This window comes from Variovorax monticola (genome assembly GCF_051216855.1).
Taxonomy (GTDB): Bacteria; Pseudomonadota; Gammaproteobacteria; order Burkholderiales; family Burkholderiaceae_C; genus Variovorax.
Genome location: NZ_JBPJZP010000008.1, coordinates 151,873 through 168,569, shown reverse-complemented (window position 1 = coordinate 168,569; position 16,697 = coordinate 151,873). Strand labels below are relative to the sequence as shown.

Genomic DNA, 16,697 nt, shown 5'->3' with positions numbered 1-16,697 from the left:
CCTGCGGCTCAGGCAGGGCATCGCTGCGAAATTTGACGCCCTCTCGCGGCTGTGCGCACACGTGCGGCCCGCCGGCATGCTGGGTATAGTGAAGCGCGCTTTTTACCCCGTTCCACCGATCCCCAGACACCCACTCCCGGAGACACCATGAGCTACGAAAACATCGAAGTACGCACCGAAGCAGGCAAGGTCGGCATCATCACCCTCAACCGCCCCAAGGCCCTGAACGCGCTGAACGACGCGCTCATGACCGAGCTGGGCCAGGCCCTGAAGGCCTTCGACGCGGACGACGCCATCGGCTGCATCATCCTCACGGGCAGCGAGCGCGCGTTCGCCGCGGGCGCCGACATCGCCGCCATGGCCAAGTACAGCTTCATCGACACGTACAAGGGCGACTACATCACGCGCAACTGGGAAAGCATCCGCTCCATCCGCAAGCCGGTGATCGGCGCGGTGGCCGGCTTCGCACTGGGCGGCGGCTGCGAGCTGGCGATGATGTGCGACTTCATCATCGCGGCCGACAACGCCAAGTTCGGCCAGCCCGAAATCAAGATCGGCGTGATTCCCGGCGCCGGCGGCACGCAGCGCCTGCCGCGCGCGGTGGGCAAGAGCAAGGCCATGGACATGGTGCTCACCGCCCGCATGATGGACGCCGCCGAAGCCGAGCGCGCCGGCCTCGTGAGCCGCGTGGTGCCGTTCGAGAAGCTCGCCGACGAGGCGCTGGGCGCGGCGCTGATCATCTGCGGCTACTCGCAGGTGTCGGTGATGGCGGCCAAGGAGTCGGTCAACCGCGCCTTCGAGAGCGGCCTGAGCGACGGCGTGATGTTCGAGCGCCGGCTGTTCCACGCGCTGTTCGCCACCCTCGACCAGAAGGAAGGCATGGACGCCTTCCTGAACAAGCGCGCACCGGACTTCAAGAACGCCTGATCGAAGCGTCGGACGGCGCGTCGTTCAGCGCGTCAGTACCGATCTCAATGCATCGAGCGCCTGGGCGGGCGGCGTGCCGACCCGCGCGGCGCCGCCGGGCTGCGGCGTCCAGCGCACCTGGTCTCCGGCGATCTCGAGCACGGCGATGAGTGCGTCGCCTCGGTAGAGCGCCAGGCGCGCCTCGACCGGTGCGTCCATCGATGCGCCGGGTGCCGTGGCTGAACGCGCCACCGCGCCCACCAGTGCGGGCAACCCTTCGACATCACCACGTTCGCGACGCACCTCGGCGCCCGAGCGTGTGAAGCTCAACGACGTCCATCGCTCCAGTGCGGCGAACGGCGGCGCAGCGGCGCGGGACGGCGCGGCCTTGGCGGCTGCGCGCGGCGCGGCGTCGCGCAAGGCACCGGTGGCATCCGCATCGGCGCCGCCCCGGGCGAGGGCCGAAGCATCCTGCGACGGGCGCGAGAGCGGCGCAGCAGCGATGGCAGGCGGCGGCGCGACGGATGCAGCGGGCGCGGGCGGCGCGAAGGCGCGGCGGCGTTCGCTTTCCACGCGCTCCTCACGACGTTCGTCTTGTGCAGGTGCGGACACGGAGGGCTCGGCCACGACGGGGGGGGGCGCAGAAGGCGCGACAGGTGCCGGTACGACGGGCGCCGGAGCCGCCTGTTTGCGCGCCGGCTGGGCACGAGCGGTTTCCTTGGCGGAAGATGAATCACGCAGCACGTCGGCGCGCTGTTCGGCCGCGGGCGCAGCCTGGGCCGGAGCGGCCGGCGCCTGCTGTGCCTCCACCGGCGGCGGCGGCACGGGTTCGGGCGTGACAGGTGCTACAGGTACCGCAGGTGCTTTGGCCGCGGGCGCCGCGGCCCCGCCGACACGCGCCTCGCCATCGAGCCGCGCATCGGGCACGGGCTCGCTGCGCCACATCACCGTGACGAACGCGGCCACCAGCACCGTGGCGAAGGCCGCATTCCACGGCATGCGCGAACGCGGCGCTCCATCGCCGCCGAACAGGCGACGCCACCACGGCGCCGCACGCGCGCTGTTGGCGGCGGCGCCCGTTGCCGAGACCGGTGCCGCGGCCAGGTTGTGCGCCATCTTCAGGATCGCGTCGCGCGTGCGCGGGTGCGGCGCCGCATCGCGGTCGGGGGCGTGGTCGAGCGCGCGGCGCAAGGCCGGGTCGCGCAGGTCGCCGTCTTCGTCGAACCCGGTGCGGTTGCCGCTCATGCCCGTTGCTCCAGCACCGACAGGTAGCGCGCCATGCAGCCGCGCAGTTTCTGCAACCCGTAGCGCAGCCGGCTGCGCACGGTCTCGAAGCCGATCTCCAGGCTCGCGGCCAGCGCCTCGACGGTCAGCCCGTCTTCATGGTGCAGCAGGAAGGCCGCGCGCTGGTCGGCCGGCAGTTCGTCGAGGCAGGCCAGCAGGCGGCGGCCGGCGGCGCGCCAGAACGCGAGCTCTTCGGCCGACGGGTGCGCGGCCGCATCGAGCGCGCCACGCACGCCGCGCTCCAGCGTGGGCACGGCGTCGCCGTCGTCGTCCGCATGCGCGTCGAGCGTCACTTCGCGCCCGCTCACGCGCAGGCGGTCCATGGCCAGGTTGTGGGCGATGGTGAAGGCCCAGGTGCGCCAGGTCGCGCCCTGCGGCGAGAAGCTCTCGCGCGCCGAGATGATGCGCACCCAGGTGTCCTGGAACACCTCGTCGGCCTGCGCCACGAGCCGCGCACCCAGCAGCCGCTTGACGAAGCGGAACAGCCCGCCTTCGTGGCGCGCGTAGAGCACGTCGAACGCGGCGGCGTCGCCTTGCGCGTAGGCCAGCATCAGCTGGTCGTCGGGCATGGCCTGGCGCTCGGGGGCGTTGTTGGCGGAAGGGGCGCGGAAAAGCGCGGACATCGAGGGATTCTCACCCGGGCTTGTACGGGCGGCCGAAGGCATCGGGGTTCGGGCGGGCAAAAAAAGATGACACGGGTCTAACCCCGTTGCCGATGGGCCGCCGTATCAGCCTGCATCCAACCACCCGGAGTCCTTCCATGACCCAGCCTTTCGCTCCCCGATTTCGCCGCCCGCTCGTCGTGCTGCTGTGCGCCCAGCTGCTGCTCACGGCCTGCGGTGCCACCGAGCCCCTCGCGGTTTCGACCGCTCCCTCCGGCGTGCGGTGGCCAACGCCAGCGCCAGACAGCCGCGTGCAGGTGACGCAGGCCGTGCCGAACTTCGAGGCGCCGTCCGCCACGAACTGCGCGCGGCCGATCCAGACGCACGAGACGCCGGGCCTGCCGCGCGCCGCGCGGCTTGAAAGAAGCGAAAGCCGCGAAAGACGGGCGCTCGCCGATGAGGCGCCCGCGCCGCATGCATTGCGCAAGTCGTCGCCTTCGGCGGCCTACACCGGCGCCCGCGGCGAATTGCCTGCGTCCGTGGCGCCCGCCGCGCCGATCGCCGAAGCTGGGCCCGCCGCCGTCGCCTTGCCCGCTCCTGCCTCCCCTGCCGCGCCGCGCATCGCCCTCCAACCGCCGGCCCAGGCCCCGCGCACTGCCAACGAACCCGTCACCGCCGGCATGGTCGACGACAACGCCGACTTCGGCGAGTACCTCGCCTTTCGCAACCGCACGCAGGTCGTGCACCGCGAGCGCGACATCAGCGCGCGCTACCTGCTGCAGGTGCGCGACGCGCGCGGCGCGGTCGTGCCCGACGCCGAAGTGGCCGTGCAGGCTGCGAGCGGCGCCGCCATGTGGGCCCGCACCGATGCGGGCGGGCGGGCCTGGCTGCATCCCAACGCCTTCGACACCGCGCGCAGCCCGGTGTACGAAGTCACCGTGCGCAAGAACGGCCGCCAGAGCACCGCCTTTTTGCAGCGCGGCCAGAAGAACGCGCTCGACGTGGTGCTCGAACAGCCCGGCGCCCTGCCGAAGCGCGCGCAGCTCGACCTGGTCTTTCTCATCGACGCCACCGGCTCCATGGACGACGAGATCGCCCGGCTCAAGACCACGCTGCGCACCATCGCCGACCAGGTCGCGCGCCTGCCGAGCCGCCCCGACACCTGCTTCGGCCTGGTGGCGTACCGCGACCGCAACGACGACTTCCTGGTGCGCCGCCACGACTTCACCAACGACCTCGACGCCTTCCAGGGCGTGCTCGACAAGCTGCAGGCCGCGGGCGGCGGCGACTACCCCGAGGCCATGAACGAGGCGTTGAACGAAACCGTCCACCAACTCAGCTGGCGCGGCAACGGCACCACCCGCCTCGTGGTGCTGCTGGCCGACGCGCCGCCGCACCTGGACTACGGCGGCCCCCAGTACGACGACGACATGGTGGCCGCGCTGGGCAAGGGCATCAAGGTGCTGGGCGTGGGTGCGTCGGGGCTCGACAGGCAGGGCGAATACATCCAGCGGCAGATTGCACAGTACACCGGCGGACGCTTCGTTTTCCTGACGTACAAGGAGGCGGCGAACCCTGCGAGCGGCCCCGGAACGCAGACCGCGCACGACGTCGGCAACTACTCGCTGCAGACGCTGGACACGCTGATCGTGCGCCTGGTTTCCGAGGAATTGGGCAAGTTGCCCGCGGGTGGTTGAAATGAGCCCGAATGCTGGGCTATAATTTTGGGCTTGGTGCTGAACAGCACCGAACGGCTCTTTAGCTCAGTCGGTTAGAGCGATGGAATCATAATCCACAGGTCCGCGGTTCGAATCCGTGAAGAGCCACCAACAATAAAAGCCTTGCAGGTCAACGACTTGCAAGGCTTTTTTCATTGCCGGACGGCCGCTGGCCGATAATCCGCGCCGATGCCCCCACACGCCGCACCAAACCCCACAGCGCCCCATGCCGGCCTGCGGCGTCCGGGTGCGAGCCTGATCCGTTGGGTCTTGCTGTGGTTCGCGCTGTCGCTCGGCGCGGCCATCGCCTCGCCGGTGGTGCATCCGCAGACCCTGGAACTGGTGTGCTCGGCCTCCGGCTCGGTCAAGGCCGTCGTGCACACCGACGACGGCGCGCAAGAGCTGGGCGCCGGCCACATGGACTGCCCGTTGTGCGTGCTCGCAGGCGCCCCGCCCGCGACGCCCACCGTCACGCTGCCCACGCCCCTGCCGCTGTCCCACGCGGTGCAGCCGATTCCGTCCGCGCGCATCGCCGCGGCCACCGCGGCGCCCATGCCGGCGCGCGGACCTCCTTCGCTCTCCTGACGCTTCTTCGGTTCGTGCGCATGCGATGCGGCCTCGGGGCGAGGCGCATCGCGCGCGCTCCTGTCATGCGACGGCGCCCGCAGCGGTGCCGCAAAGAGAGTTTTCCTTCAATGACCCCCACACCCCACTCCACGCGGCGCCGTTGGCTGCTGGCCGGCGGCGGCCTCGCCGCGCTCACCCTCGCAGCCTGCGACAAGGTGCTGCCCGCCAGCTACAACGGCGTCGACATCACCGGCGCCAGCTACGCGCAGGACTTCCGCCTGACCGACCCCGATGGCCGCGAGCGCACGCTCGCCGACTTCAAGGGCAAGGCCGTGATGATGTTCTTCGGCTTCACCCAATGTCCCGACGTGTGCCCCACCGCGCTCGTGCGCGCGGCCGAGATCAAGCGGCTGCTCGGCGCGGACGGTGAGCGCCTGCAGGTGATCTTCGTCACCGTCGACCCCGAGCGCGACCTGCCCGTGGTGCTCAAGGCCTACACCCAGGCCTTCGACGCGAGCTTCATCGGCCTGTACGGCGACCTGCAAAGAACCGCGGAGACCGCCAAGGCCTTCAAGGTCTTCTACAAGAAAGTGCCCACCGGCTCGTCGTACACCATGGACCACTCGGCCTTCAGCTACGTGTTCGACCCGAAGGGAAAAATCCGCCTCGTGCTGCGCCACGAGCAGAGCGCGCAAGAGTGCGCGCAAGACCTTCGCCAGATCCTCGAGGCCGCATCGGCCTGACCTTCATTTCAAAACCAAGGAGCCTCCTTCATGAAACCCATCACACGCATCCTCATCGCTTCGGCCGCCCTGCTCGCTGCCAATGCCCACGCCCAGGTCACCGTCAAGGACGCCTGGGTGCGCGCCACCGTGCCGCAGCAAAAGGCCACCGGCGCGTTCATGCAGATCAGTGCCGCGAAAGACACGCGGCTGGTGTCGGCCAGCTCGAGCGTCACGCCCCTCGTCGAAGTGCACGAGATGGCCATGCAGGACAACGTGATGCGCATGCGGCAGATTCCCGCGCTCGACGTGCCCGCCGGCAAGGCCGTCGAGCTCAAGCCCGGCGGCTATCACGTGATGCTGCTCGACCTCAAGCAGCAGGTGAAGGAAGGCGACACCGTGCCGCTCACGCTGGTGTTCGAAGGCAAGGACGGCAAGCGCGAAACCGTCGAGGTGAAGGCGCCGGTGCGCGCGCTCAATGCGTCCGCGCAGCCGGCGACCGGGCACGGCGAGCACAAGCACTGAGCCGGCGACGCCAAGGACCCACCCGCTGGCCATGACCGAGAGGTCACAAGACCATGCGAATGAAGCACTGAAAGCGTGCAAAGGTACCTGGATATACCCAGTTCTGGGGATAGCGGTGAATCAATTTGCCTACAAAATAGGCAATTGATAACAAATATACACAATTCACGCCTACTCGGCAGCCGCCCCTTGCGGGGTGGTTTCGACCAGGCGCATGGGTTGTCCGGGGGAGGAGCGGGCGGTCTCGTGGATGGAGGCCTTGCTTCGGCTGGGCGGCTCAGAGCGGGATCGACGCAGAGTGGAGGCGCAGACAGGGATCTCAGGTGCCGCTTACTTACCTTCTCCGTTTGGAGCATGTCCGCTTGCCCATGCACGTGACCGACGCGCAAGACGTCAGGCGCGTGTCCGTGCTGAAAGCGACCGGCCTCATCGAGGCCGCCATCGACCCCGCGTTCGACCCGGGGGGCAACTACCGGCTCGCGCAGGCGGCGCTGATCATCTGCATCACCGACGACGGGCATACCGAGATCGAGAAGATGCGCGCAGGTCGCAGCGAAGCACCGACGCAGACGATCGACAACAAGAGCATGGAGCCGCTCGACTACCTGCGCCGCATCAAAGGCGCGGCGTTCCCGCTTCGCGTGGAAGACCACGAGGAGATCAACTGCGTCGAGGCATTGAAGCAGGCCGGCTATGTCGATGCGTCGATCAGCGCCGCGTTGATCTGGAAGGGGAGCGGCACGCCGCAGGAACTGGCGATCGTGAAGCGCATCACGCCGCTGGGGCGCGCGCAACTGGGGCGGGGCAAATAGTTCGGGCACTGCGCTTCGATGTCGGCTGCAACTTGTCGATCAACGCAACCGGAAGCCGCCAGCGCACTAACACGCTTTCTTGCATTCCTCACGCCGCGATAACCGTCTTTTCGACCCTTGCCGGGGTACTGCCTATTCAACAGGCAACGTGGTGGAAACCCACGCCAGCCGTGGCTTCGCCGGCTCGCCTCCCCGCACAACCCACAGAGTTGTCCACAGAAAAATCGAACAAGTCATTGAACTGTCAAAGAGACGTCGCAGCCACGTAACCCTTGAACTGCTCGCGCAACTTCGTCTTCAGCAACTTGCCGGTGGCTGTATGCGGCAGGCTGTCGACGAAAGCCACGTCGTCGGGCAGCCACCACTTCGCCACGCGCGCTGAAAGAAAAGCGAGCAGTTCCTCGCGCGTCACTTCGGCGCCCGCACGCTTCACCACGATGAGCAGCGGCCGCTCCTGCCACTTCGGATGCGCGATGCCGATCACCGCCGCCTCGGCCACCGCCGGGTGCGCGCTCGCGGCGTTCTCCAGGTCGATGGAAGAAATCCATTCGCCGCCCGACTTGATCACGTCCTTCGCGCGGTCGACCAGCTGCACATAGCCGTCCTCGTCGATGTTGGCGACGTCGCCGGTCGGAAAAAACCCCTCTGCGTCGAGCACCGAGCCGCCCTCGCCCTTGAAGTAGCCGCTCGCGATCCAGGGCCCGCGCACGTGCAAGTGGCCGAAGGCCTTGCCGTCGTGCGGCAGGCGCTGGCCGTCCTCGCCGACGATCTTCAGCGCCACGCCCCACACGCCGCGGCCCTGGCGCATCTTCACGCGCAGTTGCTCTTCCTTCGGCATCGACAGGTGCTTGGGCAGCAGGTTGCCGATCACGCCGATGGGGCTGGTCTCGGTCATGCCCCAGCCCTGCACGAAGTCGGCGCCGAAGTCGCGCTCGAAGCGCTCGATCATGCTGCGCGGCGTGGCCGCGCCGCCCACGCCGATGCGCTTCAGGCCGATGGCACGCGTGTCGATCTCGGGGTGCGCATCGAAATACTGGAACAGCATCAGCCAGATGGTGGGCACCGCCTGCGAGAAGCCGACCTTCTCATCGCGCATCAGCTCGTACAGGCTCTGGCCGTCCATGTGCGGGCCGGGCATGACCAGCTTGGCGCCGGCCATGGCCGCCGCATACGGCATGCCCCATGCATTGGCGTGGAACATGGGCACGGCGAGCAACAGCGTCATCTGCGAGTTGACGCCGAAGGTGTCGGGCGCGCATTCCATCAGCGAGTGCAGCACGGTCGAGCGGTGCGAATACAGCACGCCCTTCGGGTTGCCGGTGGTGCCCGAGGTGTAGCAAAGCGAGGAGGCCGTGCGCTCGTCGAATTCGGGCCACGCGTACATCTCGCTCTGCGTGCCCACCAGTTCGTCGTAGCACAGCAGGTTGGGCACGTTGATGGCGGGCATGTGCGCGCGGTCGGTCATGGCGATGAAGGCGCGCACCGTCTTCAGCTGCGGCGCGAGCTTCTCGACCAGGGGTGCGAAATTGGCGTCGAAGAACAGCACCTTGTCTTCGGCGTGGTTGACGATGTAGTCGATCTGCTCCGGAAAGAGCCGCGGGTTCACGGTGTGCAGCACCGCGCCCGCACCAGAGACACCGAAGTACAGCGCCAGGTGGCGCCAGGTGTTCCATGCGAGCGTGCCCACGCGGTCGCCGGGCTGGATGTCGAGCGCCTTCATCGCGTGGGCCACCTGTTTGGCGCGGCGCTGTATCTCGCCGTAGTTTGTGCGGTGCAGCGGGCCTTCGACGGAGCGGCCCACGACCTCGGCGTGCGGGTGGAAGGTGGCCGCATGGTCGATGAGCGACGAAATCAGCAGCGGGCGGTCTTGCATCAATCCAAACATGGCCTGTCTCCTTTTTTGGGCGCGAAACGCGCTGCATCGTAGGCAGCGGCCGCCGCGCGCCGCATCGTCGGAACGGACGATTGAGCGCGGTCGAACGCGTGAAGGGAACGAAACCTGCTTGCCGCACTGAAAACCCGAGGCGTCCATGCTCATTGCCCACATCTCCGACCCCCATGTCCGCCCCGCCGGTCAGCTCTACCAGGGCGTGGCCGATTCGAACCGCATGTTCGAAGACGCCATCGACCACCTGCACGCGCTCGACCACCGGCCCGACCTGGTGCTGCTCACGGGCGACCTGGTCGACGAAGGCCGGCCCGCCGAATACGCGCAGGTGCGGCGCCTGCTGGCGAAGCTGACCCTTCCCTACCTCGTGATTCCCGGCAACCACGACCACCGCGAGAACTTTCGCGCGGCCTTCGCGGACCACGCGTACCTGCCGGGCGAAGGCGCGCTGCACTACTGCATCGACGATTACCCGGTGCGCATCGTGGCGCTCGATTCCTGCGTGCCGGGGCTTCACCATGGCGATGTCGATGCGCAAGGGCTCGCGTGGCTGCAGCGCACGCTGGAGGCCGACCGCGCGAAGCCCACGCTGCTGATGCTGCACCACCCGCCGTTCGTCAGCGGCATTCCGTACATGGACACCTACCGCTACATGAACCCCGCGCCGCTTGCGGCCGTGCTGCGCGCGTTCGACAACATCGAACTGGTGCTGTGCGGCCATGTGCACCGCACGATGCTGCGGCGCTGGGCAGGCACGGTCGTGTGCACGTGCCCGAGCAGCACGACTGAAATTGCGCTGCGGCTGGCCCCCGATGCCGCACCGGCGTCCTGCATGGGCCGCCCGGGGTGCATGCTGCATCTGTGGAGCGAAGCGCACGGCATGGTGAGCCATGTGAGCCACATCGGAACGATGGCAGGCCCGTTTCCATTTGCTTGACGACACGGCTGGCCTGCGGGCTTTCGGGCGCGCAAAATGCGGCCGAACACCGCACGCCCCATGCCGCAGGAACGCGCCCTTCTCTACACCGGACACGAATTCACCGTGGAGCACGTGCGCGCCCATGCGCACGAAGGGGCCGACTGGAGCGCGCCCTACACCCTGGCATCGCGCCGCATCATCTTTCCGACGGGGCGCACGCTGCTCGACGTGCGTTCGGGCGAAAGCACCTGGCTCGTCGACGGCCTGACCGCCATGCACTTCGGCGACGCCACGGTCTACCAACTGCGCCAAGCAGCGCGCGAGGCGCGGCGCAGCATGGTGGTCAGCGGGCACCCCGTGCCTCGCGCGAACGCGGCGCCCCTGTTCTGCCTGCTGTCGCCCGGTGTGCTGTACCGGGTGCATGCGGCGCAACGCCTGCTTCGCGCGGGCGGCGCGGGTCCGGGCGCCATCGCCGCGCTGGTCGATGAACTCGGCATGTCGCGCCGACAGGGGCCATCGACGGGTGCCGTCGCACGCGCGAAGCGGCTGCTCGCGGAGACCGCCGACAGGGAGGTGCGGCTGTCCCTCCACGAGGTGGCCGACGCCGTCTCCCGCTCGCCGTTTCATTTGGCGCGCAGCTTCCGGCAGCAGACCGGGCTGAGCCTGCACCAGTACCGCCAGCATCTGCGGCTCGCCGCGGCCATGGAGCGGCTGGTGGAAGGCGACGCCGACCTCGCGGGCATCGCGCACGACCTCGGCTATTGCAGCCAGAGCCACCTGGGCGCGGTGTTCCGGCGCGAGGTGGGTGTCACGTTGGGCGAGGCCCGGCGCACGCTGGCCGCACGAATTTGATAGCCGCCGCGCGGCGCGGTCGCGAGACTCGCCGCGATGGATCGCACTCTCTCCACCGGCCTGCTCGCCGCGCTGGCCGCTGCCCTTGTCGGCAGCGCATGGCAACTCGTCTCGCGCCACGGCGTGACCACCACGCTCGGGCCGATGGAACTGGCGCTGATGCGCTACGGCATTCCGGCGTTGCTGCTGGCGCCGCTCTGGTTCGGCATCAGGCGCATCGCGCCCAAGGCCCCGCGCCTGGCGCGCGTGCTGCTGGTCGTCGGCGGCGGCCTGCCCTTCGGGTTGCTGGTGCTGGCCGGCGCGCAATGGGCGCCGGCCAGCCACATGGGCATCTTCATGGCGGGCAGCCTGCCGCTGTTCACGGCCGTCGGCGCGTGGCTTCACAAGGGGCAGAAGGTCGGCGGCATCCGCTTGCTGGGGCTGGGCTGCATCGCGCTGGGCATGGTGCTGTTCGCGGCGGGCAGCTTCCAAGGAAGCTCGCCCGGCTGGCGCGGTGACCTGCTCTTTCTGGCGGCGGCCATGCTGTGGGCGATGCACTCGCTCGCGTTCGCGCACTGCGGGCTCACGCCGTGGCAGGGCGCCGCATTCGTGAACGGCTGGTCGGCGCTGCTCCTGCTGCCGGTGCTGGCGTTCGCCGGTGCGCCGCGCCTGCTCACCGCGCCATGGGCCGACGTGGCGCTGCAGGCCACGGCGCAAGGCGTGGTCGCGGGCTTGCTGGGGCTGGTGGTCTACATGGTGGCGGTCGCGCGGCTGGGTGCGTCGCGCGCCTCGCTGTCGGCCGCGGCGGTGCCGGTGCTGACCACGCTGGGCGCGGCGTGCTGGATGAACGAGCCGGTCACCGGTGCGGTGCTGGCGGCATTGGCGCTGGTGGTGCCGGGGATCGTGCTGGCGAGCGACGCGGTGCGGGTCGGCGCGAAGAGGTCGCTGCCATCGACGTGAAGGAAGATCGCCCCCGGGAGCGCCTCAGGCCGCCGCCATCACCTGGTCCCGCCCCATGGCCTTCGCGCGGTACAGCGCGGCGTCGGCGCGGGCCAGCACGTCGTCTACGCGCGTACCGTCTTCGCTCGCCGCCACGCCGATGCTGACGGCGATGGTGCCGACCACGGCCATCTGCGAGTCGGCCGCGAACGGCTCGTCGATGGCCTGCTTGAGCCGCGCGGCGATGGCCATCGCCTCGGCTTTGCCGGCGTCGGGCAGCAGCACGACAAACTCCTCGCCGCCGTAGCGCCCGAGCACGCCCGCATCGCCGACGGCACGCTGCATGCGGCTCACGGCCTCGCGCAGCACGGCGTCGCCCATCAGGTGGCCGAAGCGGTCGTTCACCTCCTTGAAGTGGTCCAGGTCCACCATCAGCAAGGCCACCCGCCGCCGGCCCGAGGCAAAGGCCGCGCTGCAGGCGTCGAGCAGCGCGCGGCGGTTGAGCGCGCCCGTGAGCGGGTCGCGCGAGGCCAGGTACTCGAACTCGGTGTGCACGCGGTCCGTGGCCATCAGGATGACGGAGATGGACAGCAGCAGCACGGTGAACGAGTACATGCTGATGTAGAGCGACTGGATCCAGCTGCCCTCCATGAGCGTGCTGCCCGCCATGCCCACCACGGCCGACACGAAGCGCAACGCGGCCACGAGCGACTGCACGAGCAGCAGGCCGGTCATCAGCTGCTTGCCGAACACCCGGCCCTTGTGGCGGATATACAGCCGCGCATGAAAGAAGAACAGCGCGGACACCGACAGCGTGACCAGCAGCAGGCGCGCCTGGAAGTCGGGCTTGATGGCGCTGAACCAGAACATGGCCAGCCCGAGAAAGCCGTTCAACAGCGTCCAGCCCCGGGTGTCGCTGCGCCCCAGCAGGAACTTCTGGCTGCCTGCGTAGTAAAGGATGCAGGCCTGGAACAGCACGAAGTTGGCGACGACGACGGTGACGAAGTCCGGCAGGAAGTCGCGCGCCGCGAACAGCAGGGTGCTTGCGAAGGCCACCAGCGGCGCCAGCGCCCACTCACCCAGCCCGCGAATGCTCGGCGGGTAGCTGCGGCGCATGAAGAACACCACGAGCGCCATCATCAGGCCCATGACGCCGGCCAGCACGATGACGGAGCGGGGGTCGAGGATGGACGGCGATGCTTCCATGAGGGCCGATTATGTTGGCATTGCCCCTTCGTGTTGCACGACGCCCGCCAGCGCCTGCCGGACACAGCCCGCGGTCAAACTCCAGGCTCTCAGCGCGGCGCCATGCGAATGCCGCCGTCCAGCCGCACGCTCTCGCCGTTGAAGTAGCCGTTGGTGATCATCAGCTCCGCCAGCGTCGCGTACTCCGCCGGGTTGCCCAGCCGCTTGGGGAAGGGCACCGACGCAGCCAGCGCGGCCTTCACGTTGTCGGGCGCGCCCTGCAGCAGCGGCGTGTCGAAGATGCCCGGCAGGATGGTGTTCACGCGAATGCCTTCGCCCATGAGGTCGCGCGCAATGGGCAGCGTCATGCCGACGATGCCGGCCTTCGACGCGGTGTAGGCCGCCTGGCCCATCTGCCCGTCCTGCGCGGCAACGGACGCCGTGTTGACGATGGCGCCGCGCTCGCCGTCTTCCAGCGCATCGAGCGTGAGCATGCCGGCGGCCGACTTGGCGATGCAGCGAAAGGTGCCCACCAGGTTGATCTGGATGATGCGGTCGAAGTTGGCGAGCGGAAAGTGCTTGATCTCGCCCGTGGCCTTGTCGCGGCTCGCGGTCTTCACCGCGTTGCCGGTGCCCGCGCAGTTGACCAGCACGCGCTCCTGCCCGTGCGCCGCGCGGGCCTTGGCGAAGGCGGCGTCCACCTGTTCGTCGGAGGTGACGTCGACCTTGCAGAACACCCCGCCGAGTTCTTTCGCCAGGGCCTCGCCCTGTTGCGAATTCAGGTCGAACAGCGCGACCTTCACGCCGTGGCTGGCCAGGCGGCGTGCGGTGGCGGCGCCCAGGCCCGAGGCGCCGCCGGTGACGACGGCGGCAATGCTGGAATCGAGTTGCATCTGTGAATGTCCTTGGGGAGTCTGGCGGGGTTTGTGCGGGTTCGTCCAGGTCAGTTTAGGAAGCAGAATCGCCCGCACGCATCGTCGGAAACGACGGGATTTCAGCCGCCCCGCATGCAGTCCCCCACACCCCTCACCGCCGCCACGCCCCCCATTCCCCGGGTGCTTGAAACCAAGCTCAACCCGCCCGCCTTCGTCGCCGCGCAGGTGCCGCGCAACGCGCTCGGCGACGGCATGGCCGCGGCGGCCGTGAAGCTGGTGCTGGTGCGCGCGCCGGCCGGCTTCGGCAAGACCACCGCCATGGCGCAGATGCGCGGGCGCATGGAGGCGCAGGGCATCGCCACCGCATGGCTCACGCTCGACCTGGCCGACAACGATGTCTCACGTTTCCTCCACTGCCTGGCCGAGGCCGTGCAGCGGCTGGGCGTGGAAGCACCGCGCACGCCCGGCCCGCACGGGCCGTTCGACGCGGTGGCGGCGCTGGCCGCGCACGACTCGCCCTTCACCCTGTTCCTGGACGACTTCGAGCGCGTGCAGGAGCCGGCCGTGCTGGGCCTGGTGCGCGAGATCGTCGAGCACCTGCCGCGGCGCGGGCAGATCGTGATCGGCTCGCGCAGCCTGCCCGACCTGGGCCTGGGGCGGCTGCGCGCGCGCGGGCAGCTGATGGAGATCGACACCGACCGCCTGCGCTTCAGCCTCGAGGAAACCAGCGCCTTCTTCAGCCTGCGCATGGCACAAGCAGCAGGCGCGCTGCCCGCCGACATGCTCGCGCAGCTGCACCGCAAGACCGAAGGCTGGGTGGCCGCGCTGTGGCTCGCGTCGATGGCACTGGAACGCCACGGCACCGAGACCGGCTTTGTCGAACGCTTCTCGGGCTCCGACCGCGCCGTGGCCGACTACCTGGCCGAAGACGTGCTCGCGCACCAGCCGCAGGACGTGCGCGACTTCCTGCTGCGCACCAGCGTGCTGCGGCAGCTCGATGCATCGGTGTGCCAGGCGCTGTGCCCGCGCGCCGATTGCGCGGCCATCCTCGAGCGGCTGGCCGCGTCGAACCTGTTCGTCACGCGCGTGGTTGGCAGCGACAACGAAGGCAAGGGTGATGGCAAGGGCGGCGGCGATGCTTGGCGCTATCACAGCCTGTTCGCCGACTTTTTGCGCGCGCAGCTGTTGCGCGAGCAACCCGGCGAACTGGCGCGCCTGCACCTGGCGGCCTCGGGCTGGTACGAATCGAACGGCCGCCCCGTGCCGGCCATCGACCACGCCATCGAAGGCGGCGACCACCCGTATGCGCTGAGCCTGCTCGACAGCCATGCCGCGCGGTTCCTCGAACAGGGCCGCATGCGCATGCTGGCGCGCTGGTTCGCGGCCATTGCGGAACACCAGCTGCGCGAACACCCGTTCCTGCAGCCCATCGCGCTGTGGGCCACCTGCTTCACGCACGGCCCGTGGGACGCGATGCGCCAGCTCGACGCGTCGGGCTGCCTCGACAGCCCCATCGCCGCGGTGCGCGCGAGCGCCCACACGCTGGTGCCGCTGCTGCTGGCCATGCAGGACCGGCACGACGAGGCCTACGAGGCCGGGCGCGCTGCCATGGCGCGCCTGCCCACCGGCCTGGCCTTTGCCGACAGCGTGCTGCTCAACGCCATGGCCCACATCCTGGCCGTGCGCGGCGACCCGCACGAGGCGCGCCGCATGCTCGAGGTGGCGCGGCGCGAACAGGGCGACAGCGCCTTCAACCGCATGTACACCGAGTCGCTGGCCGGCCTGTTCGACCTGCAGGAAGGCCGACTGCGGCAAGCCACCGCGCGGCTGCGCATGGCCGTGGATTCGACCCATGCCGTGTCTTACAACCACAGCCACGGCAACGCCTGGGCGGGCGTGCTGTACGCGGGCGCCGTGTACGAGACCAACCAGCTCGTGCAGGCCGAGCACCTGCTGAACGTGTACCTGCCGCTGGCGCGCGACGTGGGCCTGCCCGACCACATGATCCTGAGCCACGTGATGCGCTCGCGCATTGCGTTCCATGCCGGCGACATCGACGCGGCCTTCCAGGCCCTGACCGAGCTCGAATACCTGGGCCACCACCGCCAGCTGCCGCGCGTGGTGGCCGGTGCCAAGCTGGAGCGCTCGCGCATGCTGCTGCTGCAGGGCAACGGGCCCGCGTCGCACGACGAACTGCTGCGCGCCGACGACCCCGCGCTGTGGTCGCGCGAACGGCGCCAGCGCCTGCCCGCGCACGACCTCGACTACCTGGCGCTGGCCCGCGCGCGCTGGAACATCGCGTTCGGCGACGCGTGCGCCGCGCTGGGCGTGATCGACGCCGAGCTGCACGCCGCGCTGGCCTCGGCCCGCAACCGGCGCGCGCTGTCGCTGAAGGTGCTGCGCGCGCTGGCGCTGCAACGCACCGGCGACATGGCCGCGGCCATCGACGAAATCGGCGAGGTGCTGCAGACCGCGAGCCAGGAAGGCTTCATGCGGCTGATATTGGACGAGGGGCCGGCGGTCGGGCCGCTGGTGCACCGGTATGCGGCGGCGCAGCATGAAGGCTCGCGCGGCGGCAGCAACGATCCGATCCTGGCAGACTGCCTGCAGCGACTGCTGCAGGCCGTGGGGCCGCTGGCCGCCGGCGATGCCGAGGCGCCCAGCGGCGACACGATGGCGGAGCCGCTCACGCGAAAGGAAATCCGCGTGCTGCAGCTGCTGGCCGAGGGCTACTCGAACAACGCGATGGCCGAGAAACTTTTCGTGTCGGACAGCACGGTGCGCACGCACCTGCGCAACATCAACATGAAGCTGGACGCGAAGAGCCGGACGCAGGCGGTGGCCATTGCGCGCAAGCTGGGTGTGATCCGATAGCGCACCCCGGGAATTCCCTTAGGCCTCACTCACAGGCAAGCCCCACGACT

15 protein-coding genes and 1 tRNA gene are annotated in these 16,697 nt (G+C 69.3%); 11 read left to right on the top strand and 5 right to left on the bottom strand.

The window, feature by feature from the left end; genetic code table 11:
• Window positions 1-147 precede the first annotated feature (147 nt).
• Entirely contained in the window at window positions 148-927 is a 780-nt protein-coding gene (locus ACSFA5_RS27460) for an enoyl-CoA hydratase (protein WP_435447214.1), read from the top strand.
• Window positions 928-951: 24 nt separating this feature from the next.
• On the opposite strand, the gene ACSFA5_RS27455 is transcribed toward ACSFA5_RS27460, so the two are convergent.
• Together ACSFA5_RS27455 and ACSFA5_RS27450 are read right to left on the bottom strand one after the other, a co-directional pair.
• The gene (locus tag ACSFA5_RS27455) at window positions 952-2,151 is read right to left on the bottom strand and encodes a hypothetical protein (RefSeq protein WP_435447213.1); all 1,200 of its coding nucleotides are present in this window, start codon (window positions 2,149-2,151) and stop codon (window positions 952-954) included.
• Entirely contained in the window at window positions 2,148-2,813 is a 666-nt protein-coding gene (locus ACSFA5_RS27450) for a sigma-70 family RNA polymerase sigma factor (protein ID WP_435447212.1), read from the bottom strand. Before ACSFA5_RS27450 ends, ACSFA5_RS27455 begins: the two co-directional genes overlap by 4 nt.
• 137 nt (window positions 2,814-2,950) lie before the next feature.
• Here ACSFA5_RS27450 and ACSFA5_RS27445 point away from each other — a divergent pair, with 137 nt between their 5' ends.
• The 6 genes from ACSFA5_RS27445 (at window position 2,951) to ACSFA5_RS27420 (ending at window position 7,136) form a co-directional block, all read left to right on the top strand.
• Window positions 2,951-4,489, top strand: a complete 1,539-nt coding sequence (locus ACSFA5_RS27445) for a vWA domain-containing protein (protein WP_435447211.1) — start codon at window positions 2,951-2,953, stop codon at window positions 4,487-4,489.
• Window positions 4,490-4,544: 55 nt separating this feature from the next.
• Window positions 4,545-4,621, top strand: a tRNA-Met gene (locus ACSFA5_RS27440).
• Window positions 4,622-4,699: 78 nt separating this feature from the next.
• Window positions 4,700-5,095, top strand: coding sequence for a DUF2946 family protein (locus ACSFA5_RS27435; RefSeq protein ID WP_435447210.1), 396 nt, complete (start codon window positions 4,700-4,702; stop codon window positions 5,093-5,095).
• A 110-nt stretch (window positions 5,096-5,205) separates the two neighbouring features.
• The gene (locus ACSFA5_RS27430) at window positions 5,206-5,820 is read left to right on the top strand and encodes an SCO family protein (RefSeq protein WP_435447209.1); all 615 of its coding nucleotides are present in this window, start codon (window positions 5,206-5,208) and stop codon (window positions 5,818-5,820) included.
• A gap of 30 nt (window positions 5,821-5,850) precedes the next feature.
• Window positions 5,851-6,324 carry a copper chaperone PCu(A)C gene (locus ACSFA5_RS27425; RefSeq protein ID WP_435447208.1) on the top strand — a complete coding sequence of 158 codons (474 nt, stop codon included), beginning with the start codon at window positions 5,851-5,853 and terminating at the stop codon, window positions 6,322-6,324.
• A gap of 368 nt (window positions 6,325-6,692) precedes the next feature.
• Window positions 6,693-7,136: a hypothetical protein gene (locus ACSFA5_RS27420; RefSeq protein WP_435447581.1), complete on the top strand. Its 444-nt coding sequence runs from the start codon at window positions 6,693-6,695 to the stop codon at window positions 7,134-7,136.
• Window positions 7,137-7,380: 244 nt separating this feature from the next.
• Here ACSFA5_RS27420 and ACSFA5_RS27415 read toward each other — a convergent pair whose 3' ends face one another.
• Window positions 7,381-9,021, bottom strand: a complete 1,641-nt coding sequence (locus tag ACSFA5_RS27415) for a 3-(methylthio)propionyl-CoA ligase (protein WP_435447207.1) — start codon at window positions 9,019-9,021, stop codon at window positions 7,381-7,383.
• Between the two features lie 145 nt (window positions 9,022-9,166).
• On the opposite strand from ACSFA5_RS27415, the gene ACSFA5_RS27410 reads away from it, so the two are divergent.
• Genes ACSFA5_RS27410 through ACSFA5_RS27400 form a run of 3 tightly spaced genes read left to right on the top strand, consistent with a single transcriptional unit; the run spans window position 9,167 to window position 11,734 of the window.
• A complete protein-coding gene (locus ACSFA5_RS27410; RefSeq protein WP_435447206.1) occupies window positions 9,167-9,961 on the top strand; it encodes a phosphodiesterase in 795 nt (264 codons plus the stop codon).
• A gap of 60 nt (window positions 9,962-10,021) precedes the next feature.
• Window positions 10,022-10,795, top strand: coding sequence for a helix-turn-helix domain-containing protein (locus ACSFA5_RS27405; protein WP_435447205.1), 774 nt, complete (start codon window positions 10,022-10,024; stop codon window positions 10,793-10,795).
• Window positions 10,796-10,831: 36 nt separating this feature from the next.
• Window positions 10,832-11,734, top strand: a complete 903-nt coding sequence (locus ACSFA5_RS27400) for a DMT family transporter (protein ID WP_435447204.1) — start codon at window positions 10,832-10,834, stop codon at window positions 11,732-11,734.
• A 24-nt stretch (window positions 11,735-11,758) separates the two neighbouring features.
• On the opposite strand, the gene ACSFA5_RS27395 is transcribed toward ACSFA5_RS27400, so the two are convergent.
• Both ACSFA5_RS27395 and ACSFA5_RS27390 read right to left on the bottom strand, forming a co-directional pair.
• Window positions 11,759-12,919 (bottom strand): GGDEF domain-containing protein, encoded by a 1,161-nt coding sequence (locus ACSFA5_RS27395; RefSeq protein WP_435447203.1) that lies wholly within the window; start codon window positions 12,917-12,919, stop codon window positions 11,759-11,761.
• A gap of 89 nt (window positions 12,920-13,008) precedes the next feature.
• Window positions 13,009-13,791 carry an SDR family NAD(P)-dependent oxidoreductase gene (locus ACSFA5_RS27390; protein WP_435447202.1) on the bottom strand — a complete coding sequence of 261 codons (783 nt, stop codon included), beginning with the start codon at window positions 13,789-13,791 and terminating at the stop codon, window positions 13,009-13,011.
• Between the two features lie 114 nt (window positions 13,792-13,905).
• On the opposite strand from ACSFA5_RS27390, the gene ACSFA5_RS27385 reads away from it, so the two are divergent.
• Window positions 13,906-16,647, top strand: coding sequence for a winged helix-turn-helix domain-containing protein (locus ACSFA5_RS27385; RefSeq protein ID WP_435447201.1), 2,742 nt, complete (start codon window positions 13,906-13,908; stop codon window positions 16,645-16,647).
• Window positions 16,648-16,697: the final 50 nt, after the last annotated feature.